This is a genomic window from Winogradskyella eckloniae (assembly GCF_013249045.1).
GTDB classification, from domain to species: domain Bacteria; phylum Bacteroidota; class Bacteroidia; order Flavobacteriales; family Flavobacteriaceae; genus Winogradskyella; species Winogradskyella eckloniae.
On sequence record NZ_JABRWP010000005.1, the window covers coordinates 250,901 to 273,929 of the forward strand.

At 32.7% G+C, this 23,029-nt stretch carries 22 protein-coding genes; 6 read left to right on the forward strand and 16 right to left on the reverse strand.

The annotated features are described in order from the left end of the window. Positions 1 to 2: 2 nt before the first annotated feature. Positions 3 to 707, reverse strand: a complete 705-nt coding sequence (locus tag HNV08_RS10765) for a tetratricopeptide repeat protein (protein ID WP_173281321.1) — start codon at positions 705 to 707, stop codon at positions 3 to 5. Positions 708 to 798: 91 nt separating this feature from the next. After that, positions 799 to 1,734, reverse strand: a complete 936-nt coding sequence (locus HNV08_RS10770; RefSeq protein ID WP_173281322.1) for a peptidylprolyl isomerase — start codon at positions 1,732 to 1,734, stop codon at positions 799 to 801. Between the two features lie 239 nt (positions 1,735 to 1,973). Here HNV08_RS10770 and HNV08_RS10775 point away from each other — a divergent pair, with 239 nt between their 5' ends. Continuing rightward, on the forward strand, positions 1,974 to 2,426 hold the full coding sequence (locus tag HNV08_RS10775) for a hypothetical protein (protein ID WP_173281323.1): 453 nt from the start codon (positions 1,974 to 1,976) through the stop codon (positions 2,424 to 2,426). Positions 2,427 to 2,504: 78 nt separating this feature from the next. Here HNV08_RS10775 and recQ read toward each other — a convergent pair whose 3' ends face one another. After that, positions 2,505 to 4,706 carry a DNA helicase RecQ gene (recQ, locus tag HNV08_RS10780; protein ID WP_173281324.1) on the reverse strand — a complete coding sequence of 734 codons (2,202 nt, stop codon included), beginning with the start codon at positions 4,704 to 4,706 and terminating at the stop codon, positions 2,505 to 2,507. An 88-nt stretch (positions 4,707 to 4,794) separates the two neighbouring features. Here recQ and HNV08_RS10785 point away from each other — a divergent pair, with 88 nt between their 5' ends. From HNV08_RS10785 to lptB, 3 genes are all read left to right on the forward strand, one after another. Continuing rightward, a complete protein-coding gene (locus tag HNV08_RS10785) occupies positions 4,795 to 5,760 on the forward strand; it encodes a KpsF/GutQ family sugar-phosphate isomerase (protein WP_173281325.1) in 966 nt (321 codons plus the stop codon). Continuing rightward, positions 5,760 to 6,578, forward strand: a complete 819-nt coding sequence (gene tatC, locus HNV08_RS10790) for a twin-arginine translocase subunit TatC (RefSeq protein WP_173281326.1) — start codon at positions 5,760 to 5,762, stop codon at positions 6,576 to 6,578. The genes HNV08_RS10785 and tatC overlap by 1 nt, the downstream gene beginning before the upstream one ends. Before the next feature lie 109 nt (positions 6,579 to 6,687). Beyond that, a complete protein-coding gene (gene lptB / locus HNV08_RS10795; protein ID WP_173281327.1) occupies positions 6,688 to 7,428 on the forward strand; it encodes an LPS export ABC transporter ATP-binding protein in 741 nt (246 codons plus the stop codon). Between the two features lies 1 nt (position 7,429). On the opposite strand, the gene HNV08_RS10800 is transcribed toward lptB, so the two are convergent. Genes HNV08_RS10800 through HNV08_RS10810 form a run of 3 tightly spaced genes read right to left on the reverse strand, consistent with a single transcriptional unit; the run spans position 7,430 to position 9,369 of the window. After that, entirely contained in the window at positions 7,430 to 7,732 is a 303-nt protein-coding gene (locus HNV08_RS10800) for a hypothetical protein (protein WP_173281328.1), read from the reverse strand. Positions 7,733 to 7,736: 4 nt separating this feature from the next. Beyond that, positions 7,737 to 8,567 carry a TerC family protein gene (locus HNV08_RS10805; RefSeq protein ID WP_173281329.1) on the reverse strand — a complete coding sequence of 277 codons (831 nt, stop codon included), beginning with the start codon at positions 8,565 to 8,567 and terminating at the stop codon, positions 7,737 to 7,739. Positions 8,568 to 8,610: 43 nt separating this feature from the next. Next, positions 8,611 to 9,369, reverse strand: coding sequence for a CDP-alcohol phosphatidyltransferase family protein (locus tag HNV08_RS10810; protein WP_173281330.1), 759 nt, complete (start codon positions 9,367 to 9,369; stop codon positions 8,611 to 8,613). Between the two features lie 145 nt (positions 9,370 to 9,514). Here HNV08_RS10810 and HNV08_RS10815 point away from each other — a divergent pair, with 145 nt between their 5' ends. After that, entirely contained in the window at positions 9,515 to 10,585 is a 1,071-nt protein-coding gene (locus HNV08_RS10815; RefSeq protein ID WP_241697212.1) for a putative type IX sorting system protein PorV2, read from the forward strand. Positions 10,586 to 10,601: 16 nt separating this feature from the next. Then, entirely contained in the window at positions 10,602 to 11,774 is a 1,173-nt protein-coding gene (locus HNV08_RS10820) for a lipoprotein N-acyltransferase Lnb domain-containing protein (protein ID WP_173281332.1), read from the forward strand. Here the strand turns inward: HNV08_RS10820 and HNV08_RS10825 are convergent, their stop codons facing one another. The 10 genes from HNV08_RS10825 to HNV08_RS10870 all read right to left on the reverse strand — a co-directional run bounded on the left by HNV08_RS10825 (position 11,775) and on the right by HNV08_RS10870 (position 23,029). Then, on the reverse strand, positions 11,775 to 13,169 hold the full coding sequence (locus HNV08_RS10825) for a sugar transferase (RefSeq protein ID WP_173281333.1): 1,395 nt from the start codon (positions 13,167 to 13,169) through the stop codon (positions 11,775 to 11,777). A 56-nt stretch (positions 13,170 to 13,225) separates the two neighbouring features. Continuing rightward, complete coding sequence (locus tag HNV08_RS10830) at positions 13,226 to 14,236, reverse strand: glycosyltransferase family 4 protein (protein ID WP_173281334.1); 1,011 nt, start codon at positions 14,234 to 14,236, stop codon at positions 13,226 to 13,228. Continuing rightward, complete coding sequence (locus HNV08_RS10835) at positions 14,187 to 15,551, reverse strand: O-antigen ligase family protein (RefSeq protein ID WP_241697213.1); 1,365 nt, start codon at positions 15,549 to 15,551, stop codon at positions 14,187 to 14,189. Before HNV08_RS10835 ends, HNV08_RS10830 begins: the two co-directional genes overlap by 50 nt. 76 nt (positions 15,552 to 15,627) lie before the next feature. Then, positions 15,628 to 16,443 carry a transglutaminase-like domain-containing protein gene (locus HNV08_RS10840; protein WP_241697214.1) on the reverse strand — a complete coding sequence of 272 codons (816 nt, stop codon included), beginning with the start codon at positions 16,441 to 16,443 and terminating at the stop codon, positions 15,628 to 15,630. 116 nt (positions 16,444 to 16,559) lie between these two features. Then, positions 16,560 to 17,693, reverse strand: coding sequence for a glycosyltransferase (locus tag HNV08_RS10845; RefSeq protein WP_173281335.1), 1,134 nt, complete (start codon positions 17,691 to 17,693; stop codon positions 16,560 to 16,562). Next, positions 17,690 to 18,793, reverse strand: coding sequence for a glycosyltransferase family 4 protein (locus HNV08_RS10850; RefSeq protein WP_173281336.1), 1,104 nt, complete (start codon positions 18,791 to 18,793; stop codon positions 17,690 to 17,692). The genes HNV08_RS10845 and HNV08_RS10850 overlap by 4 nt, the downstream gene beginning before the upstream one ends. After that, positions 18,784 to 20,118, reverse strand: coding sequence for a glycosyltransferase family 2 protein (locus HNV08_RS10855; protein WP_173281337.1), 1,335 nt, complete (start codon positions 20,116 to 20,118; stop codon positions 18,784 to 18,786). Before HNV08_RS10855 ends, HNV08_RS10850 begins: the two co-directional genes overlap by 10 nt. Beyond that, positions 20,118 to 20,951: an FkbM family methyltransferase gene (locus tag HNV08_RS10860; RefSeq protein ID WP_173281338.1), complete on the reverse strand. Its 834-nt coding sequence runs from the start codon at positions 20,949 to 20,951 to the stop codon at positions 20,118 to 20,120. Before HNV08_RS10860 ends, HNV08_RS10855 begins: the two co-directional genes overlap by 1 nt. Positions 20,952 to 20,973: 22 nt before the next feature. Next, entirely contained in the window at positions 20,974 to 21,711 is a 738-nt protein-coding gene (locus HNV08_RS10865) for a class I SAM-dependent methyltransferase (RefSeq protein WP_173281339.1), read from the reverse strand. A gap of 121 nt (positions 21,712 to 21,832) precedes the next feature. Then, positions 21,833 to 23,029 (reverse strand): glycosyltransferase family 4 protein, encoded by a 1,197-nt coding sequence (locus tag HNV08_RS10870; RefSeq protein ID WP_173281340.1) that lies wholly within the window; start codon positions 23,027 to 23,029, stop codon positions 21,833 to 21,835.

Below are 23,029 nucleotides of genomic sequence, written 5' to 3' on the forward strand. Positions count from 1 at the left end.
GCTTAATTTTCGAATTTATCTTTATTCGCCTTCACAAACCGTTTCGCTTTCTTGTTTTCCGGATAAATCTCAAGTGTTTTTTTGAAATTTATATAAGCCTCACGATCATTTCCGTTTAACATATAAGCTTCACCTAAACTATCATAAACATTAGCACTATTAGGATGAAGTGCTGCATTGATTTTTAGAATTTCAATGGCTTTAGGATACTGATGTTTTCTAATATAACCATAACCCATACTATTAAAATCCCATTCGTCAATAAAATGGCTTGTAGAATCTTTTGCTTTTATTTTTAGATACCCTTCTAGTGCTTTGTCATAATTTCCTTCTTTAAGATAAAGACTTGGTGTTTTATAACCCTTTGGCACTTTAAGATAATCGTACGTTGTATTGGCTGGGTCATCCTCAGATATAACAGATAAATACCGTGCTTTTGTTTTTGGGTGTTGTACAAACTTAAATTTCTTATACATATCTGCCACAAAAAATTCATTTTGAGATAAAACAACAGGCTCTATTTTACCACCTCGCCAATTTAGAAAAAGCTTATCATTTTCATAATATACCTTTATTAAATCATCTTCATTATAAAGGTAACCACCTGAAGTTTCACTTTTGAATGTTTCAGGATATTCTACGTTTCCAGAACAACAGATAAATAACACGGCTAAAATTGACAAAAATAAAAATGATTTCGTTTTCATAAAGATTGGTTTGGTTCATTTTTGAGCAAAAAAAAGTCTCACTATAAGTGAGACGATTTTATATAAATTTTGTTACGTTAAAACGATGGTTTTATCCTTTAACGTCCATAAGTTCTACATCAAAAACTAAAGTGGCATTTGGTGGAATTACACCTCCAGCACCTGCAGCACCATAACCTAAATCACTAGGAATTACTAAGCGCGCTTTATCGCCTACGTTTAATAAGCAAATACCTTCATCCCAACCAGGAATTACTTGACCAATACCGACTTGAAAATCTAATGGCGAATTTCTCTTGTAAGATGAATCAAAAACAGTTCCATCGGCTAATTGTCCTTTATAGTGAACAGAAACCATATTTCCTTTTTCCGCTTTTTTACCGTCTCCTTTTTGAATTACCTTGTAGCGTAAACCAGATTGAGTTTCATCAAACCCAGCTGCTAATTTATCTAACTCGGCCTTTGCTGCTTCGCGCTCTGCCGCAATACGTTTTTCACGAGAACCTTCAAAAGTTCTAAACGCTTCTATTGCATTAAATTTTTCTGCCGCAGCACCTTGCTTTACTATCTCTATACTTTCTATGGTATCACCTTGGGCTATTGTATCTACGACATCTTGCCCTTCAACAACATTACCAAAAACAGTATGTTTACCATCTAACCAATCTGTAGCGACATGTGTTATATAAAACTGACTACCATTAGTTCCAGGACCAGAGTTAGCCATGGCTAAAACACCAGGACCAGAATGTCTTAAATCTGGATGAAACTCATCATCAAATTTGTAACCAGGATTACCTGTACCAGTACCTTGAGGACATCCTCCTTGAATCATAAAATCTGGAATGACTCTATGAAATTTTAAGCCATCATAATATGGATTTCCTTGTGGTTTAGCCGAATTTTCTAAATTTCCTTCTGCTAATGCCACAAAATTTCCAACTGTTCCAGGAGTTTTCTCAAACTCTAAATTAACTAAAATTGAACCTTTTGTAGTGTTGAATTTTGCGTATAAACCGTCTTGCATTGTGTTTTCTTTTATTTGAAGTTGCAAAGATAGTCAATGATTTATGAATTCCGAATTTAGACCAAAGATTTGCGAATATGATAAAAGATGACTGAAGACTGAAGACCGAAGAGTCAAGACACTAGATAAGACTGAAGACCGAAGACTGAAGACTAGCAACTGGCAACAAGCAACTAGCAACCAACAATAAAATTTGACATTTACCGTAATAAGTTTAGTTTTGAGAAAAAATAGCACTTATGGCATTCTCGTTATCTAAAATATTTGGCAATTCATCATCACAATCTAAAACTAAAGACAGCGTTGAAGCTATAATAAGAGAAGTTGAAAACCAACCTTATGGTGTCGCAGAACATAATGTGCTTTTTGCAGGTTTAAATGAGTTAGGTGGTTACTACTTTTTTCAAACTGTAATTGTTGGTCAGCTTAATGTGAAATGTAAAACAGGTGCAAAACTTACGTTTAGTGGAGATAATTTTGAATTACAATTAGATTCTGACATGCCAGAGTTTGAATCTGATCGCTCGCGTTTAAAAGGCAGAAACATTACAAAAATAGATTTTCAAGTAGAAGAAAGTGACGTCAAAAAACTAGAAAATGCAAGCCTCAATAGTGTACAGATCGCAGTTAAAAAGCATAATTTATTATTTAAAAAAGTAGAGGTAGTAGACACAACTGATGAGGAAGAATAAAAAACAATCCGATTACTTTTAGAATACTAAATTTCTAAATTCAATCGGACTGATCTGTGTTTTATCTACAATTAAGGCTTAATTTGCTACTTCACTCATAAATTTAATTCGGTATAAACGTAATTCTTCATCATCATAATCACCATCAAATTCTTCTATAGCATCGTCTATTTTATCACTTTCCGATTCCATAAAATACTCATGAATCTCTTCTTGTTGATCTTCATCTAAAATATCATCTATCCAATAATTAATATTTAGCTTGGTACCAGAAAACACAATAGATTCCATTTCTTTTATAAACTGTGGCATCTCCATTCCTTTTGATGATGCAATATCACTTAATGGCAATTTTCTATCTACATTTTGAATAATGTATAATTTTAAAGCAGAATTTGTACCTGTTGATTTAACAACCAAATCATCTGGTCGCATGATGTCATTTTCCTCTACGTAATCTGCAATAAGTCCAATAAAATCATTTCCATATTTTTTAGCCTTGCTCTTCCCTACACCATGTACATTAGATAACTCTTCTATGGTTATAGGATATTTTAAAGCCATATCTTCTAAAGAAGGATCTTGAAAAATTACAAATGGTGGTACACCTAATTTTTTAGCATTTCGTTTACGCAAATCCTTAAGCATTTTCATAAGCTTTTCATCTGCGGTAACACCTCCTCCTTTTGCATTAGACACAATATTATCATTGGTTTCTTCATCAAAAACATGATCCTCTGCCATTAAAAAGGATTGCGGCTTAGAGATAAAAGACGCACCTGCCTCACTTAATCTTAAAACACCATACGTTTCTATATCTTTCTTTAAATATCCTGCGACTAAGACTTGACGAATTAAGGCCATCCAAAATCTTTTATCCTTGTCTTTACCAATACCAAAGAAATCTTGTGTATCCGTTTTATGCGAGGTAATTAAGGCATTGGCATTACCAACAAGAACCTGAACCAAATCTTTAGATTTATATTTTTCATTGGTTTTTTGTACGGTTTCTAAGAGTACTTTAACTTCATCTTTAGCTTCAACTTGCTTTTTTGGATGACGAACATTGTCATCCATATCACCACCTTCACCTGTTTCATTGTCAAATTCTTCGCCAAAATAATGAAGTATAAATTTCCTTCTAGACACCGACGTTTCTGCAAAAGCAACCACTTCTTGTAACAATGCATGACCAATTTCTTGCTCTGCTACGGGTTTTCCTGCCATAAATTTTTCAAGCTTTTCTATATCTTTATAAGCATAGTATGCTAAACAATGGCCTTCACCTCCATCTCTACCTGCTCTACCTGTTTCTTGGTAATAACTTTCTATACTTTTTGGAATATCATGATGAATGACAAAACGAACATCTGGTTTGTCAATTCCCATCCCAAAAGCAATTGTTGCGACCACTACGTCTGTATCTTCCATTAAGAACATATCTTGATGTTTCACACGTGTCTTTGCATCTAAACCTGCGTGATACGGAACTGCTTTTATACCATTTACCTGAAGGACTTGTGACAGTTCTTCAACGCGTTTTCTACTTAAACAATATACGATACCAGATTTACCTTCATTTTGTTTAACAAAACGAATTATATCTGCATCCACGTTTTTTGTTTTAGGCCTTACTTCGTAATATAAGTTAGGTCTATTAAAAGAGGCCTTAAAAGTTACTGCATTTGGCATTCCTAAACTTTTCAAAATATCTTCTTGAACTTTAGGTGTTGCTGTTGCTGTAAGACCAACAATAGGAATATCATCTCCTATTCGTTTTATAATAGTTTTTAAATTTCTATATTCTGGTCTAAAATCGTGTCCCCATTCACTAATACAATGGGCTTCATCTACCGCCATAAATGAAATCTTAACTGTTCTAAGAAAATCTACATATTCTTCTTTTGTTAAAGATTCTGGCGCTACATATAGCAATTTTGTGATCCCATTAGTAATATCGTCTTTAACGCGCTTTACTTCTGTTTTGTTCAATGAAGAGTTTAAAACATGAGCCACACCTTCGTGCTCAGAGACAGCTCTAATTGCATCGACCTGGTTTTTCATCAGCGCAATAAGTGGAGAAACAACAATAGCTGTTCCGTCTTTTATTAATGCTGGCAATTGGTAACATAACGATTTACCACCACCAGTTGGCATAATAACAAAAGTGTTATTGCCGGCTACGACGTTTTTAATAACTTCTTCTTGAAGACCTTTGAATCCCGAAAACCCAAAGTACTTTTTTAGTGCGGAGTGTAAGTCAATTTCTGCAATACTCATTAATCCTTATTGGTATTTTATATACATTTGCAACAACTTTAAAGATAACAAATTCTTTAGATCTAGAAAACTCTATAAAAAATAAGTTTTGAACACGAAGCAATCTATCTTAAAAACTGCAAAGGCAACGATACAATTAGAAAGTAAAGCTATAAATAATTTATCAGAATTACTAACCGACGATTTTGCCAACGCTGTAGAGTTAATCTACCACTCTAAAGGAAGAGTGATTATCACTGGTATAGGCAAAAGCGCGATTATTGCTAACAAAATTGTTGCAACTCTAAATTCTACAGGTACTCCAGCGGTTTTTATGCATGCTGCAGATGCTATACATGGCGATTTAGGTTTAATTCTAAAGGATGATGTTGTTATTTGTATCTCAAAAAGTGGCAATACTCCCGAAATAAAAGTTTTAGTGCCTTTAATTAAGAATGCAAAAAATAAAATGATTGCCATTACAGGCAATAAGGATTCCTTTTTAGGGCAACAGGCAGATTTTATTTTAAATACTTTTGTTGCTCAAGAAGCTTGCCCAAACAATCTTGCACCAACAACCAGTACTACTGCTCAGTTAGTTATAGGAGATGCCTTAGCGGTTTGCTTACTAGAGCTACGTGGCTTTTCTAGTAAAGATTTTGCCAAATATCATCCTGGTGGCGCGTTAGGGAAACGTTTGTATTTAAGAGTAAATGATTTATCCTCTCAAAATCAAAAACCTTCGGTGCACTTGGAGGCTTCATTAAAAGAAGTTATTGTAGAAATCACTGAAAAAATGCTCGGTGTTACTGCGGTTGTAGAAAACGAAAAAATTGTTGGTATTATTACTGACGGTGATTTAAGACGTATGCTCAGTAAAAGTGATGATATTTCTGGCTTAAAGGCAAAAGATATTATGAGCAACAATCCTAGATTAATAAACGATGACGCTATGGCTATTGATGCTAAAGAGGCCATGGAAGCGTTTAACATTACGCAATTATTAGTGGAGCAAAACGGTCACTATGTTGGCGTTGTTCATTTACATGATTTAATAAAAGAAGGCATTATATAATGGCGAAAAAGCAAGTAGATGAGATGTCTTTTTTAGACCATCTCGAAGAATTACGATGGCATTTGGTAAAAGCTGTAGCAAGTATTGTTATTGCAGCAACTTTAGCATTTATTTTTAAAGATTTCATTGTTGGCATTATAATGGCTCCAAAGCATATGGATTTTCCAACGTATGTTGCCCTTTGTGAAATGTCTACATATTTTGGTATGGACATGTCCTTTTGTGCTAAAGAATTACCATTTCAAATTGAAGTAAGATCTGTTGGTGGTCAGTTCTCAGCGCACATATGGACTTCTATCTATGCTGGTCTCGTCATTGCTTTTCCGTACGTGATATACCAACTATGGTCGTTTATAAGTCCTGGCCTACAAGATAATGAACGTAGAAGTTCAAGAGGATTTATTCTCATTGCCTCCATGTTATTCTTTTTAGGTGTAGCTTTTGGTTATTATGTGATTACACCATTATCTCTTAACTTTTTAACCAATTACGAATTTGCCGAGGAAGTTTCTAATGCCTTCGATTTAAGCTCTTATAACTCAATTGTAAGATCGTCTTCGTTGGCGGCAGGTTTTGTTTTTGAACTCCCAATTGTTATTTACTTCTTAACAAAAGTTGGTTTAGTTACACCGCACGTTTTAAGAAAATACAGAAAGTATGCTTTAATTGTAGTTTTAATTCTGTCAGCGATTATCACACCTCCAGATATTGCTAGCCAAGTTATTGTAGCTATTCCCATTTTAGTATTATATCAGGTAAGTATCTATATTTCTGCTATCGTTATTAGAAATCAGAAAAGAAAAACAAAAAGAGCATAATGCTTTAATGGTGCATCACGATTGTCTTTTGGTTAAACTTATTATAAATGCAACCTAAAGTCAACGCGTTACATATGAATTTATTAATTTTAACGTTCTAACACACACTATGAAGTTACGAGCAGAACATTTAATGAAGTCCTACAGCGGACGAAAAGTCGTAAAAGACGTTTCTCTAGAAGTTAACCAAGGGGAAATTGTGGGTTTACTCGGTCCAAATGGAGCCGGAAAAACAACGTCTTTCTATATGATTGTTGGTATCATTAAACCCAATGGTGGTCATATCTTTTTAGACGATACCAACATTACTAAATACCCAATGTATAAGCGTGCTCAAAACGGTATTGGCTACCTGGCTCAAGAGGCTTCTGTGTTTAGAAAACTTAGTATTGAAGATAATATTTTAAGTGTTTTACAGCTTACCAAATTAAGTAAGAAACAGCAACACGACAAAATGGAATCACTAATTGAAGAGTTTGGTTTAGGCCATATTAGAACCAATAGAGGCGATTTACTTTCTGGTGGTGAAAGACGACGAACAGAAATAGCGCGTGCTTTAGCAACAGACCCAAGTTTTATTCTTTTAGATGAACCTTTTGCTGGAGTAGATCCTGTAGCGGTAGAAGATATTCAGCGTATTATTGCCAAACTTACCAAGAAAAATATCGGTATTCTAATTACCGACCATAATGTACAAGAAACATTAGCTATCACAGATAGAACCTACTTAATGTTTGAAGGCAAAATTCTTAAAGCTGGTAAACCTGAAGAATTGGCTAGTGATGAAATGGTTAGAAAAGTTTATTTAGGACAAAATTTTGAGCTACGTAAAACCAAATTAGAGTTTTAAGTTACGTATCACTCTGTTTTATTTTTTGGATGACTAACAAAACACCATAAACAAATACAGATTGTATTACTAAGTTAATGCCCCAATAAATTAATACCATCAACAAATTTTCTGAAACAAAAAATGGTAGCTTACTATTTATTAGACTTAAAGGCAAACTACATACCGAGACAAGTATAGAAGTTATTGAGGTTAAATCGCTTTCTGCTTTGGACAATAGGATATCTACTACACCTATGACTAACTGAATAGCCATCAACGTAAAGAATATATATATAAAATACTTAAGCTTATACTTTTCCATATAACTAATTAGTTTTATTGTTTTGCTCTGTTAGCTCTTGCCCCTTCGCTTTCATTAATTTCTTTTGATATCGCCCTTGTACAACATCTACAATTACTAACACTACAATCACAAAATAAAATGTGGTTTTACTCATTGGAACTATCTCATTTCCAAAAATCTTTAAGTGAGCTAAATGACCACCTTCAGTGATTAACATTATGCCTACTATAAATAAAATAAACAACCCTAACACTTCATACATTCTATTTTTTGCTAAAAACGTAGAGATTCTATCAGCTAAAAACAACATTAATAAGCCACTCGCTACAATAGCTATAGCCATAACAATAAACGCCGTTGTAGAATTTTCAATTTCACTGGTAAGTCCAATTGCTGCTAAAATAGAATCGAATGAAAATACTAAATTCATAATTACAATACTAACAATCACAGCATTTGCCGACTTAGATCGCTTATCACTACCGCCTTCTATATCATGACTTAAATCTGATATAGAAATCATATGCCAAATTTCTTTAATAGCGGTATAAATGATAAATCCACCACCTACTAACACTATAATACTATGACCATTAAATGCATATTCTAAAACATTTTCAAAATGGCCTGTTAACCAAGAAAAAGGTTCTTGAAAAAATCCAATGACCTTAACTAAGACAAAAAGCAATACAATTCTTAACACTATGGCGATAAGTATACCTATCTTTCTAACGCGTTTTTGTTCTGAAACTGGTGCTTTTTTAGATTCTAAAGAAATGTAAAGTAAATTGTCAAAACCTAAAACTGCTTGAAGCATTACAAGCATTAAAAGTGTAAAAAGTATTTCTGCCATAAATTATAATGTATTGAAAGTAAAGGTACTTGGTTATTTGTTTTTAATAAATATTTTTTCTACTAACTAACGACAAAATTAGATACAATGCAATAATTAATGGAATTGCAGCAAATTGAACCACAATTAATAACACAACACTTAGTATTAAAAACATATAACGAACAGCATTGTCTTTAAAACTCCAATTCTTAAATTTTAAAGCAAACAATTTTATGTTAGAATTTAGTAAATAACAACTCAATAAGGTTAATGCAATTAAGAACCATTTATTTATAATAATAGCATTTATGACATCGCTATTTTGATATTCTAAAATTAATGGTAAGGACAAAATCATTAAAGTGTTCGCAGGCACAGGTAAGCCTTTAAAATAAGTTTGTTGATCTTCATCCAAATTAAATTTAGCCAATCTATAAGCCGATGCTAATGCAATTAACAAACCAAATAATGGTAAAATTGGAATCTCTAACAGCTTTAATTCAAAACCAGAAGACCAATTGTTTTCATTGCCATTAAAATTATATGCATCTGTTGTTAATGCAATAAGTTTAAACATAATAATACTTGGAACAACACCACTGGTTACCAAATCGGCAAGAGAATCTAACTGAATACCTAAAGGACTTTGCACATTTAATTTACGAGCTAAAAGTCCGTCGAAAAAATCAAAAAATATCCCCAAAAACACAAATACAGCCGCAGCAACAAAGTTTCCATAGACCGCAAATATTACCGCAATACAACCCGAAAACAAATTCAGCAAGGTTACAATATTAGGTATATGACGTTTAAGACTCATAATTTTTAATTTTTGTAAAAATATAAAAGTATTTCAGTGAAAACTTAATTTTTTTGAATTTGAATAAAAAGAAAACAATAACAATGGCTATTTACTGTTAAATAGATAGAAAAATAATATGCATCTTTGTAAAAAAATATTGCTGTTGAAAAATTACATCGTAATTATCTTAACATTTGCTACGCTTTTAGTTTCGTCTCAAACCACAAGAAAATATTCAAATGAATTTATGAATATTGGTGTGGATGCTGCGGCTTTAGGGATGAGCAATGCCGTTGTCTCGCAGACTGCAGACGTTAACTCTGGATATTGGAATCCTGCAGGATTAGTACATCTTGAAGACCACCAACTAGCCCTAATGCACTCTAGCTATTTTGCTAATATTGCCAACTACAACTACATTGGTTATGGCATGTCTTTAGATGATAAAAGCGCTATAGGTATATCGTTGATAAGATTTGGTGTCGATGATATATTAGATACAACTCAATTAATAGACGACCAAGGAAATATTAATTATGACAGAATAAGTACATTTTCTACCGCAGATTACGGCCTTACGTTCTCTTACGCCAGAAAATTACCGTTAGATGGTTTAAATTATGGTATTAATGCCAAAATTATTAGAAGAATTATTGGAGACTTTGCCTCGTCTTGGGGATTTGGTTTAGATGCTGGTATACAGTTCGAAGGTCAAAATGATTGGAAATTTGGTATCATGGCTAGAGATATTACAACCACATTTAATGCTTGGTCTATTGATGAAGAAAAATTTGAACAAATCAGTGGTGCCATTGACGGCGAAAATCAAGATTTACCAGAAACGACAGAAATCACAATTCCAAAATTAGAAATTGGTGTATCTAAAAAATGGGTATTTCATTATGATTATGCCTTATTGGCTGCGGCTAATTTAAATGTACGCTTTGAGCAAAATAATGACATATTCTCAACCTCTTTTGCGAGTATTAATCCGGCTTTAGGATTTGAATTTGGCTATACAGATTTGGTTTTTTTAAGAGGTGGTGTTGGTAATTTTCAAAATGAAATTCAAATAGATAATTCTGAACAAATTTCGTTTCAACCTAATTTTGGTGTTGGCTTTAAATACAGAGGTATTCAAATTGATTATGCATTTACTGATATTGGCGACCAAAGTGCTGCCCTATATTCTAATGTATTTTCTTTAAAAATAGATTTTGATGTCTTTAGATAGTATACGATCAATTCACATGAAATTAAAACTAGCCATAACGTTTACGTTCCTTTCTATTGCATGTTGTTTTGCCCAAATGGCTCAACTTTCATCCAATTCTGAAATATCAGTATTAACAATTGGTCCTGGTGAATCATTAAACGACGCCTTTGGTCACAATGCTTTTAGAATTAAAGACAACAACTTAGGTATAGATGCTGTATATGGTTATGGGCAATATGACTTTGACGCACCTAATTTTTATTTAAAATTTGCACAGGGCAAATTAAACTATCTTATCAGTAGACATAATTTTGCAGATATCTATTACCACTATACCAACTACAATCGCACTATAGAGGAACTTGTTTTAAATTTAACTCTAGATGAAAAACAACGTCTATTTGATGTTTTAGAACATAATTACCAACCAGAAAACAGAGGCTATTTGTATGATTTCTTTTTTGATAATTGTGCTACAAAAATTAGAGATGTGACGTTAAAAGCAACACAGAGAACAGTAGATTTTAAGACACCTACAGATTTTAAACCAAAAACTTTTAGATCTCTTATTCACGATCATGTAGGCTTAAATACTTGGGGAAGTTTTGGAATAGACATCGCTTTAGGATCAGTTATTGACCACACAGCCTCTGTTAATGAACATATGTTTTTACCCTTTTATATTAATGCGTTTTTTGAAACGGCCACACTAAATGGCACAGAAAAATTAGTTAAAACATCTAAAACGGTTTATCAGAAAAAACAGACGAGTTCCTCAATTTTAAATTTTATTTTTAGCCCTATACTAATTTTAGGTATACTAGGCTTAGGTATATTATGGCTAACGTATAGAGATTATAAAACCCAATCTAGAACGGTTTGGTTAGATGTCGCTTTGTTTAATATAACAGGTCTTGTAGGTATTGTTTTATTGCTATTATGGTTTGCAACAGACCATTCTGCTACAGCATATAATTATAATTTACTTTGGGCAATGCCGCTAAACATCTTAGTCCTAGGGCAACTATTTAGACCTGTGCTAAAAAACTGGTTTAAGCGCTATATAAAGTTCTTAATAATTATGTTAGTGCTTATGACCTTTCATTGGATTAGTGGTGTACAAGTTTTTGCAGTTGGCATCATACCGTTAATTATAGCGCTTTTTGTACGCTATATATTTCTAGTGAAGCACAGTACACACCACTAATTACTGACCTCTATAATACAGAATTGTACTCAGCGTTTTTATGGCAATACTGAAGTCTAAAAAGACACTTCTGTGTTTTATATAGTATAGATCATATTGCAATTTTGTAAGGCTTTCATCTACTGTTGCACCATATCTTGTACTGACTTGAGCCCAACCTGTTAATCCAGGTTTTATAATATGTCTTGTTTCATAAAAAGGAATAATCCTAGCAAGCTCTTGAACAAAAAAGGGACGCTCTGGCCTTGGTCCTATAACACTCATATCGCCTTTTAAGACATTAAAAAACTGCGGAATTTCATCTAATCGAGAGCGCCTTAAAAACATTCCAAAAGCCGTTATTCTTGAATCGTTTTTAATAGCCCATTTCATACCATCCTTTTCTGCATTGACCACCATCGTTCTCAATTTAATGATTTGAAAAGGTTTACCATTACGACCAACTCTTTCTTGTGTGTAAAACAATGGCCCTTTATTTCCTATTAAATTTCCTATTAAAATAATCGGTAAAATGAGGACACCAATTAACAACCCAATAGTAGAAAATACAATATCAAATCCGCGTTGAAAAAATATATATAATTTATTCTCGTTACTTCTGCTAAATGGAAAATGTTTATAAAAATCCTTACCAACAAACTGTACTGGTACTTTTTGTAGCAACTCTTCGTAAACTTGGGTGTAATCTCTAATCTTAAAACCGCGCTCTAGCAAGTGCATTAAATCGTGATAAACCTCTGCTATAATAGCATCTGAGTTAAAATTAGCGACTAAAATTTCTGAAATTTTCTCCTTTTCAATAACATTCAAAAAATCTTTTGAATCAAATTCTTTTCGGCCTTTAAATTTTACAGATTCAATTGATGAGGCTTCACTATTGATAAATCCAATTATTTTATAATTTGGATCTTTAGTATCAAGCGCATTGATGAGTCCATCTATATTTGAAATCTCTCCTACTAATAAAACACGTTTATAAAATCGTGGTGTTTCTATTAAGTTAATATATAAAAACCGCCATATCAGCAAAGAAACTATTAAAGTTAAATACAGATAAACGATTTGCATTCTTTCCATGGGTAGAAACGGAGAAAGCACTGGTGTTAACAAATAAAACAAAACAACTATTGAGGCTGTAATCACAACATTTTGAAACGTAGTCTCTATTTTACTCGCTTTTTTTAAATCGTAAAGTTCAAAAATTGTTGCAAATATTGATACGTAAACACCCAACAATATTAAAGCGACACTATTTTCTTTACTCACCTCTATGTATACAAAATCGAAATTTAAACTTAGGCAGTAGACGCCTAAATATACCATAACCAAATCAATAATTCTCAAAAGAACCTTGCGTTCGGAAACTTCGAAATGTATACCTTTTTTTTTAGACATTATGAGGGATAAATAAGCGTTAAAGATAGTAAGTTCATACGATTTCTAGAATTTATTTACGATAAAACAGCATCCCATTGTGGTTTTATAGTTTTCCATGAAAAACTTTCTACTTTTTGCCTGGCATTTAATACTAATTGTGCTCTTAACGCTGTGTCCGTTTTTATTTTTAAAATTGCATTAACAAAAGCCTCAACATCATTTGGCAAAACTAATAATCCATCGGTTTTATCTGATATTAAAAACGGAAGCCCTCCAACATTAGTAGATACAACAGGCATGCCAAGCGCCATAGCTTCAATAACACTCATAGGCGTATTGTCTACATTGGTTGTATTAATAAATATATTAAAATCTTTAGAGCGTGAAATCCATTCTTGCTTAGTGAGTTTTCCCGTAAACTCAACATTTAAATTAAGGTCAAACACACGTTGTTTAATAGCCGCTAAAGAACCATCTGCGTCTGGACCTACCATACATAATTTGGCTTCAGGCTCTGTTTTTTTTAATTCAGACAATATGCTAATGGCCAGAGTTGGATTATAAATCTCGGAAAACGAACGCACCCATAACAATTTTGGATATTCTATAGTATTGCAATTAAAAGGGTATGCCTCTATTTTAATGGCATTGGGTACATAGATAATATCATGAAAACCAAAGGCTTCAAATTCATTTTTTAAATACAATGATGGCGCAACATTATGCTTTGCATAGTTAAAAATAAGACCACTTAATTTAGGGTTTCTTTTTAAGCGCGACGGTAAATTGCCACCATGCAAAATTGGGATATATGCAATCTTTAAAACTCTACATAATTGACTAACGAGTAAAGCATAGTAAAAATTATGTGTACTATAGGTATCTATAAGTACCACATCAATTGTGTTTTTTAATTTTAATACACGAGACAGCATATCTAATAGTCGTAATATCTTATTATTTTTAGACGACGCATAGAATACTGTATAACCTTCACTTTCTAACAAAGGCCCTAATGTTTGGATACTAGAAATATTAGATTTTTTGCTCTTTAAGTTGTTTCCTATGTATAGGACGTTTTTCATTTTTCACATTTAATAAAGCCAAACCATATATAAAAGCTGGCATTGCAAGTCTCATAGACATATGGTTAATTGTTAAAAACCAAAATGCCATTAACGCATAAAAGTAATAATTCCCTCTATTTCTTCCACGCATTTCGAGCGGTTTAAAAATAAGAATTAATAAAATTATGACTCCAAAAATACCATGTTCTGCTAGCGTTCTACTAAACTCACTATGAGAGGTTACACCTTGACCTTCTAGCTCAATTCTTTCGTCTTTAGCTCTACTAGATCCTATACCAAAAAATGGGCTAGAGATAAACCCTTCGAGCTCACCTTCAAACAATTCACTTCGACCTGTTGTTAAACTTTCTTTTTCACGACCCAAATGATCTTTGTTAGCATATCGTAAACCCACAAGTCCTCCCGTTTGCGAAACACTAGCAAACCATGTTATTACAAGACTTATGCAGAGTAAACCAAAAATTGATATTATTTCATTTTTCTTGCTTATTTTAGATTGTCTATAATAATAAAAAAGATAAATGCCTATTGCTGCAATAGCTGTAATCACTCCACCACGGCTCATTGTTGTAATTGCTCTTAGAGAAATTAAACCAAGTATGGAAGCATTTAATAGTTTTAGCGGTATGGTCGGAGATTTAGTGAACAATCTAATGGTCATTAAAAACATGCCTAAGCCTAAGATTGCAGATACTTGATTTGCACCCCAACCACCTGCAGCTGCTCTATTTGAAGCTGTACTCGAAATGATTTCTTTTAGATTAGGTGTGTAAAAATAAATATAAGCTGCATGCGCTATGATGGGCAGCAACATAAACAACATTATTTGCGATATTTGGTTAAAACTAATACGCTTATCATAACAGAATAACGCGACCAAACCAAGACATACTGGTCCACTTAACACAAAGGCTATATTGGTTCTAAAATTGGCATCAAAGCTCAAGGTGGTGGATGCTACAAAAATAGACGGAATTAAAAACATCAGATAAATAAAATAAGGATAACCCTTACCTGAAATACCTTTATAAAACATACCAATAAGCACAAACAGAATGACTAAATATTTACCTGCTTCATAAGAAATAGCGCCTTTTGTTGTTCTCATCAAAACCTCAGCACCAACAAAATAGGCACAGGCCTTCAAAATCTCAAAGGTTCTTCTTTTGTCCGAAGCTGTTATTATTTTGTATAAAAAATAAAATAGGGCAATAAAAAAATAAGGTTTTGATAAACTCTCATTTAAATATAGTACGATACCTAATACAGCATGAAAAGCAATGGCACTTATATACGTAATATTAGTTTTCAAATGGAATAAATAGTATTTATAAATTTCTATGGCAAGATACCATAAAATGATAACTTTTATTTTACGAAGTTACCCTTTACGCTTCATTAAAAATAACCTTATAATCATCTAATGGAAAACGGTAATGATAGCTTTTCCTAAGCACATACACTATAAAATGAATTAAAAAAATAGGTAAAAACGGTTTTGTATATTTTAAAAACCTGTCATAGGTTTTATTTGAATAATTACATATTAAAAATGGAATAGTATCTGGATTTAAATAATTACGCTGAATACTTTTAACCTTTAACTTTTTCTTAGCGTTAAAGGTCTCATATCTAATTTCTTTATTTTCTCGAATCAATTGAAATAATTCAACAACAGACAATGGTGTGTCACTATCTGTTTTATAAAAAACCAAGCTGTTAGAAACATCAATGAGAATCCATTTATTTAATTCTTTACTAAAAATCTCGTTAAAAGAATGACCTCCAAAATCAGTATTAAAAGGGGCTCTCGTTGTGCCCCATTCTCTTACTTTAATGGAATTAATTACGCAAAAATTATTAAAAACTTGTGCCATATCACTGCAAACACCACCTTTCCCGGCAAGCATTATTTCTAATGCTTTATCAGAAGGCTCACTTAATCCAGGTCCTCCCTTTATATTGTTATGTAACCAAGTACTTAATTCTTTTACTCGGCCTAAATCGGATTGTGGTGTACTGTGTTTAAAGATGGTATTGTTAACTTCTATATAATATTTAGATATATCTTCCTTTTTATTTGTGACATTATAAGTACAGCTACTGATATCATCAACACTTACATTTTTTGAAAGTAATTTAAAACGGGTAGTATATAAAAATGGATGACGCTTTAGCATCCAAAACATTTTCTTTAATATCATTTAGAATTACTCTTTTTTAACGGTCGATAAATGTAATTAAATTTTATGTACATCTTATAAAAAAACTTATTTTAACCAAATTATTATCAACCACTTACACAACACTAATTATTTTTTTAAATTGACAAAATTTCGCTTTTTATTCTATGATTATAATAAGAATACGTAAACTTATAAATATTTGAATCGTTTGAGGCTATCATTCTCGAAAAAATTACATCGGAAAGATGTAACATTTTTTGAATTTTCACTTTTAAACCTGTTTCTGTTATTTCAGACAGTAAAAATCCATTTTTATCATCTATAACGTAATTTGATATCGAAGAAACATCTGAAACAATTGGCAAACAACCATAATTCATTGCTTCCGAAATGACTTTAGGAAAGCCCTCTGATGCCGAGGGTAAAATAATAGCATGCGATACGTTATAAATATGATGAACATCCTCTCGAGATAAATAGCCATGAAAAATAAAATTAAGCTTGCTATCTACAGTCTGTTGACGATAATACTCGTGTAATTTACCATCACCGACAATATGAATAGATCCTATTCTATTTTGATCAGATATATCTAAAGCCTTAAATGCATGTATTAAAATCCCAATGCCTTTTTCTTCTTCTAATCGACCAATAAAACAAAAATCTACGGCCTCAGAATTAAACTGTTTCTTTTTGATAACGTCGTGACCTTCGGTCAACTCATCTTGGGTTAAACAAGGGTTTTCAAACGTTAAACAATGGCTTGGTTGGTCATTCCACTTACCATTTATGGTTACCTTTTGTTTTTGTTTTTTTAATAACCAACGTTGAAAACTATAAGCCAAAGGTGCATTTTCTTGTTTCCAGTTACCTGCATATTTATACCAACCTTTATGGTTACTAAAAAGCACCAAATACGGTATCACAAAAACACCAATTCCTGTTGGTGCTCTAAATTGAAAATAATCTGATGTACGTAATGCCTTCTTTATGATTCCAATTATCTTAGGGGCCTTCCAAATAATATCTAATTTAGAACGTAAATTGGTACCACCTACAGCTGGTAATGGTACAAATGTAATTTTGTTTGACGCATAAGGCAAAGCACTTGATGGCGCAGAAACAGTATGAAGCATCCCTACATGTATAATAGCTTCAAATATTTCTAACAAATGATTTATTTCTGTGACTGTTGGTCCTAGTCCAACGATTGTACCATCAGGTTTTTTATAATGTTCGGTATGCGATATAATGGTTAACGTACTCATGACAATAATGCGATATATCGTTCAATTACAATGGCCCAATCATGTTGGTTTGCCCATGCTACAGCACCTTTTGAAAACATGTCTTTAGCATTAATTATAGCATCTGTAGCTTCTTTAAATGCCAATGAATCATCAGAATTAATTAAAACACCTGATACACCAGTTTGTACCGCATCTTCAATCCCACAATTTAAAGCTCCAATCGCTGGTACACCAATAGCATTTGCCTCTAAGATTGCTATTCCAAAACCTTCAACATCTCCTGTTTTACTTTCACTACTTAACATAACAAAAATATCGGTGTGCTTCAAAGCTTGCTTAAGCTGTTGCTCCTCTAACGCACCATGAAACGTAATATGTGACTGTACATTTAAATCTGCTGCAACAGTCCTAAAGTGATCCGCTTCAGAAGGAATACCTATACAGTGATAGTGTAACTCTGGATAATATTTTAAAAGTTCTGGCAAGTGTTTTATAACATTTAATTGCCCTTTTCTAGAACTCACTCGGCCTACTGTAGTTATCACAGGATTCCCTTTTAATTCCAACTCACTATGCCCACTATTTTGCCATTCCGAACAATTAATTCCATTAGGAATCACAACAATAGCTTTTTTTAAATGCTGTACTAAATGTTTCGTATAGTTTGAAACCGCAACAATTGTATCCATCCTTTTTAAAGCAATATTGACTGATTTTTTTAGCAATATTGGTTTAAAATTAACTTCTGTACCATGAATAACAGCTAAGGTTTTTGCTTTCTTAAATAGGCTGATAAAAGCTACATTCCATAGTGAAAACTTCCCAGTTGCGATAACATGACTAGAATTTGAAAAATTTTTATAGGTTTTAATAATTCTATTGAGATACATTTTTAATCTAAAACGGTCGCGCTGTATTCTAATAACAGAAAATGGTAAAGTTAAATCGAATTCCGTCTCCTCATTGCCTTGTAAAGAGCGTTCATCTGCTATTACCTTTACTTTAAAACCTTTTTGGTTCAAAGCCAATGCCAATTGATATGCATGATTTCCAATACCGCCTGGTTGTGGCGGAAACTCTGATGTCACTATAAGGATTTGTTTATTATCTATTGGCATAATAATGGTTCTATTATTGGACCTTCATGTATTTTTTTAGTCGCCAATCTCCAAGATTTCAATACCTGATAGAAAACAATGGGTAAGATTAATAATGTAAGACAGACACCAACAACCAACAATGGCTTGTTTTTTTTAAATTGATAAGGAAAAATTGATAAAGGAACCGTTCGTAACAAAGCTAAACGTGTGGCTTTATGACCAAAGTACTGTCTAAAAAAATAAACCACACTCGGAATTGGTCTTGGCGCAAAAAAGTGAGACGGTCTAAAAGCATCCCAACTTCCCATTTCTCTAAGTCCACCTGTCCCAGCTTTAACATCAATACAAGATGCCAACGGATTAGACACACTTTTAATACCTTCTAAGTAAACACGCATTCCAAATTCGCCATCACCCATTCGTTGTTTTTCAAATTGTCTATCAAATAAGCCAACGTCACTAAATACCTGTTTATATAACATGGCATTTCCTGTGGCAAACTGAGACGCTAACGCAAAAAATGAACGTTCTGTTGGAATCGTTTTGCCTTCAGGATAAAAAACACCTGCAGATACCTGAGCTTCAAAAAAATCTAAACATTTTAAATGCATACGTATCCAATTTGGTTGTATTCTTACATCATCTTCAGATAAGGCTATGAATTTTCCTGTTGCATTTTTAATGGCTGTATTTCTAGCTAGCCATAAGGCTTTCTCTTCTTGCCTAATAAGTTGTATATCTAATTTAAAATTGTCATAAAAAGCAGCATCAAAAGGATCGGACTGATCAACGATGACCACTTCAAAATTAGAATAATCTTGTTGTTCTAAATCTTGTAATACATCCTTTAAAAAATGATATCTATTTAAGGTTGGGATTACAACACTTACTTTTTCGTTTTGCTGAATTAATTTAGATTGAAAAGATGACCAATCTAAATACTTAATAGGCTGCTTACCTACTAATTGACGCTGAGTGCTACGGGTTTTAAACCAAGCTCTTATTTCTATAAACGGATTGTGAAATGATAACAAACGAATGATTAACACATACAAGACCCAAGCACTATTGAAATATTTACGAATAAAATGATAATTATCTTTTACTGAAATAGTTTCAAATTTGCTATAAGTCTCTGCATCACCAATGTATCCGTTTTGAATCGCTTGCCATGATAAATCATAATTTTGAGCCGCTTTAGACTGGTAATTTTGATCTACATTTAATTGGTTTAATAGTGTTTCTGACAAATATTCTACCCTAGGAAATATAGAAGTGTTTGTATTTAAAAACTTCTGAAAATAATGTGTGGGTTGTAAATATTTTAAAAAACTAAATAACATTAAATAGATTTTGGAAGTTCAGCTTTTTGCTCAACCCCTTTTAGATATTCTGGATACTCTTTTTCCTTTGGCAACAGTAATAAATGGCATTTTCCTCTGTTCTTAATTTCTTCGGCATTCTGTAACAAATCGCCTGTTTTTAAATACCAAGCTCTATAATTCATTTCATTACACCAATCAATCATTTTTTGGCCAGCCGCTTCCATTCCTAGATTTTCCACATTATGCATTTCAATAAAGAAAGTACATTTTGATGCATTCGTCATTTTCTTAGCACCTCGCATGACTAAAGTTTCTGCGCCTTCTACATCAATTTTCACTAAATCTGGTTGTGTATTATAATATTCTGACAAATAATCTAAAGTCACGGTTTTTACATCCATAAACGAATTCATAGACGCGGCCGTTTCTGCATGCGAAGCATACATACTACCAGCTGCACCAGAACCAATAGTATAAAACTGTATGGTTTGATCTACAGAATCGCTTACAAAAGCAGACATAAAGTTTGCTCTATTAGCCATTCCATTCTGGATTAAGTTTGTCGCAGCTTGCTGCAACGCTTCAGGATTTGGATCTACCAAAAGAAATTGTTTATTAGGATTCTGAATTAAACCTAATAATGCGGTATAACCTATGTTACAACCAATATCAAAAATATTAGAATGATGTTTTGTTAAATAAAACCACCATGCATCATCTTGATCTACATGTTTTCTCACTGTGCCTGGAAGTACATTTAGAGAAACATCACATATTTTTGCACTTAGAAACTTAGTTTTCGGCGGATTGATTGCGTAATACAATCTTTTAAGTGCTTTTTTTATTTGCATTTTAACGTGTTCTTTTATCAATTTATTTATAACCTATTGCTACCAAATGTGCTGTTTCTTGAGACGTGTTTTCTACGCCTTTAGACTGAAACCTATTCACTATATTAGCATATATAGATTGTAATGTGCTCAATGGTCTACTGAGTTTAAAACTTTTTAATCCCATTACTCTGTATTTCCCTGTTTTTACCGCATAATGCACATCGACAGTATCAAAATACTTTTCTAACAAAGTCTGAAGTTCTAATCTTGTATAATGCCTAACGTGATCTGGATTTTTATCTGGCCCTTCGTTTTTAATGTAATCACCATTTGGTGTTGTAAAATAAGCCCAACCGCCTTTTGCGATGACCTTCTCTATATTTTTCACAAAAATATCATCTGCTTCGACATGTTCTATAACTTCTATACAAACAACCGCATCGTATGAACCATCTGCTAATGTAGATTTCGTCATATCTTCTATAACAACATCCTTAATATTACTGCGCTTTTTCTGAATATTGGATAGAATCTCAGATGTAAATCCTAAATTTAATTCTGCTCGTGCACCTTCTTCTTGCGGTACATCTAATAAGGTTACTTCTGCTGGTAAATTAATGGTATAAGGCGATTTACGACCACCAACATCTAATAGCGATGCTTTTTTAGACTTAAATTTTGTAGATTTTAATAATCCCTTGATATCGTTGCGAACAGTTACTAAATGAGTTGTCATAATAGGAAATGTCAACCAACGCATTAATTCATAATTTGTCATTTTTAGGTCTAGGTGTTTTCTGTTTTTCAAATTATTATACAATAATAGATATTATGTATTAAATAATCATGGAGTTATAATAAAACCTGTTAACTAAGATTTAAACAATTGAAATTTTGACTCAATTTTGATAAAAACGAACAAATTCGTCTTGTTGCTTTTCTAAATTAAATTCATTTTTCACGCGCTCTATTGCAGTAGTTCTAATGTTTTTCTTAATATCTTCGGGTAGATTTATGATTTCAATTATTTTTTCGGCTAATAATATAGGTTGTCTTTTAGGAACCACCCAACCTGTAATTTTATCTAGAATATTTTCACTTAAGCCTTCTGCATTAGAAACAACACAAAGTAAACCTAGGGCTTGCGCTTCTAACACAGCATTACAAAAGCCTTCTTGTATGCTGTATTGAATATAAATTGAAGATTGCTCTAAAGTCGCTTTCACTTCCTCTTGTGGTAATTTACCAGTAAATGTTATGTTTTCTAATACACCTAACTGATATGCAGCAAAAGTGATTCTTTCTTGCTCACTTCCGGCACCAATAATTGTGTATTGAAAATCAATACCTTTTTGTTTTAAGTAGGCTAAGGCTTCTAATGTGTATATAAATCCTTTTTTCCAATGTTGTCTCGCAACAGTGACTAGTTGTAGTTGCTTAGAATTAGAAGGCGATTTTTCTGATTGAAAAAGCTTAGTATCGATAGCTGGTGTGATGACTTGTATTTGATTGCTATTAATAGCATAGGCCATGAGATCGTGTTTCATTTCATTAGACAATACATGATACCTTATCGCTTTCTTAAACAATACTTTATAACAGTTTTTATGTTTTAATGGCGATAAGTACAAATCAAACCCTCTAAAACTTACTGCCATTTTTGCATGCATTGCGTTGGCCACATTTTCTCTATTCACGGCAAGCATTCCGAATCCAAAATGCAACCAATCCACGTTTTCGGCAAGTATGAATTGATTTAATACGAGTTGTTTAATGTTGTTTGTGAAAGTAACCTTGTCTTTTTTATTTAGACGAAACAATCTTAAACTTCTGGCAGGATGTATAAAGGCAGATTTGACCAGCGCCTTAAAACTATGCCACAAACTCAAATAGCTAACACTGCTATAATTGTTGGCGGCAACAATTTTACATGAAAAATCAGCATCTCCTTTTTTAAAATAATCAACAAATAAAATAACCTCAAACCCATGCTTTTGTAAACCTTTAATTTTATTTCTAAAAAAGGTTTCGGAATATTTTGGTACTGTAGAAAGTACAAGTCCTATGGTTTTATGTTTTTTAGCCTTTTGTTTCAT

Excerpts from the sequence above, each read along its gene's own strand:
- HNV08_RS10765 (WP_173281321.1), bottom strand. The coding sequence starts at position 707 with ATGAAAACGAAATCATTTTTATTTTTGTCAATTTTAGCCGTGTTATTT.
- HNV08_RS10770 (WP_173281322.1), bottom strand. The coding sequence starts at position 1,734 with ATGCAAGACGGTTTATACGCAAAATTCAACACTACAAAAGGTTCAATT.
- HNV08_RS10775 (WP_173281323.1), top strand. The coding sequence starts at position 1,974 with ATGGCATTCTCGTTATCTAAAATATTTGGCAATTCATCATCACAATCT.
- recQ (WP_173281324.1), bottom strand. The coding sequence starts at position 4,706 with ATGAGTATTGCAGAAATTGACTTACACTCCGCACTAAAAAAGTACTTT.
- tatC (WP_173281326.1), top strand. The coding sequence starts at position 5,760 with ATGGCGAAAAAGCAAGTAGATGAGATGTCTTTTTTAGACCATCTCGAA.
- lptB (WP_173281327.1), top strand. The coding sequence starts at position 6,688 with ATGAAGTTACGAGCAGAACATTTAATGAAGTCCTACAGCGGACGAAAA.
- HNV08_RS10800 (WP_173281328.1), bottom strand. The coding sequence starts at position 7,732 with ATGGAAAAGTATAAGCTTAAGTATTTTATATATATATTCTTTACGTTG.
- HNV08_RS10805 (WP_173281329.1), bottom strand. The coding sequence starts at position 8,567 with ATGGCAGAAATACTTTTTACACTTTTAATGCTTGTAATGCTTCAAGCA.
- HNV08_RS10810 (WP_173281330.1), bottom strand. The coding sequence starts at position 9,369 with ATGAGTCTTAAACGTCATATACCTAATATTGTAACCTTGCTGAATTTG.
- HNV08_RS10820 (WP_173281332.1), top strand. The coding sequence starts at position 10,602 with ATGAAATTAAAACTAGCCATAACGTTTACGTTCCTTTCTATTGCATGT.
- HNV08_RS10825 (WP_173281333.1), bottom strand. The coding sequence starts at position 13,169 with ATGTCTAAAAAAAAAGGTATACATTTCGAAGTTTCCGAACGCAAGGTT.
- HNV08_RS10830 (WP_173281334.1), bottom strand. The coding sequence starts at position 14,236 with ATGAAAAACGTCCTATACATAGGAAACAACTTAAAGAGCAAAAAATCT.
- HNV08_RS10840 (WP_241697214.1), bottom strand. The coding sequence starts at position 16,443 with ATGATATTAAAGAAAATGTTTTGGATGCTAAAGCGTCATCCATTTTTA.
- HNV08_RS10845 (WP_173281335.1), bottom strand. The coding sequence starts at position 17,693 with ATGAGTACGTTAACCATTATATCGCATACCGAACATTATAAAAAACCT.
- HNV08_RS10850 (WP_173281336.1), bottom strand. The coding sequence starts at position 18,793 with ATGCCAATAGATAATAAACAAATCCTTATAGTGACATCAGAGTTTCCG.
- HNV08_RS10855 (WP_173281337.1), bottom strand. The coding sequence starts at position 20,118 with ATGTTATTTAGTTTTTTAAAATATTTACAACCCACACATTATTTTCAG.
- HNV08_RS10860 (WP_173281338.1), bottom strand. The coding sequence starts at position 20,951 with ATGCAAATAAAAAAAGCACTTAAAAGATTGTATTACGCAATCAATCCG.
- HNV08_RS10865 (WP_173281339.1), bottom strand. The coding sequence starts at position 21,711 with ATGACAAATTATGAATTAATGCGTTGGTTGACATTTCCTATTATGACA.
- HNV08_RS10870 (WP_173281340.1), bottom strand. The coding sequence starts at position 23,029 with ATGAAACAAAAGGCTAAAAAACATAAAACCATAGGACTTGTACTTTCT.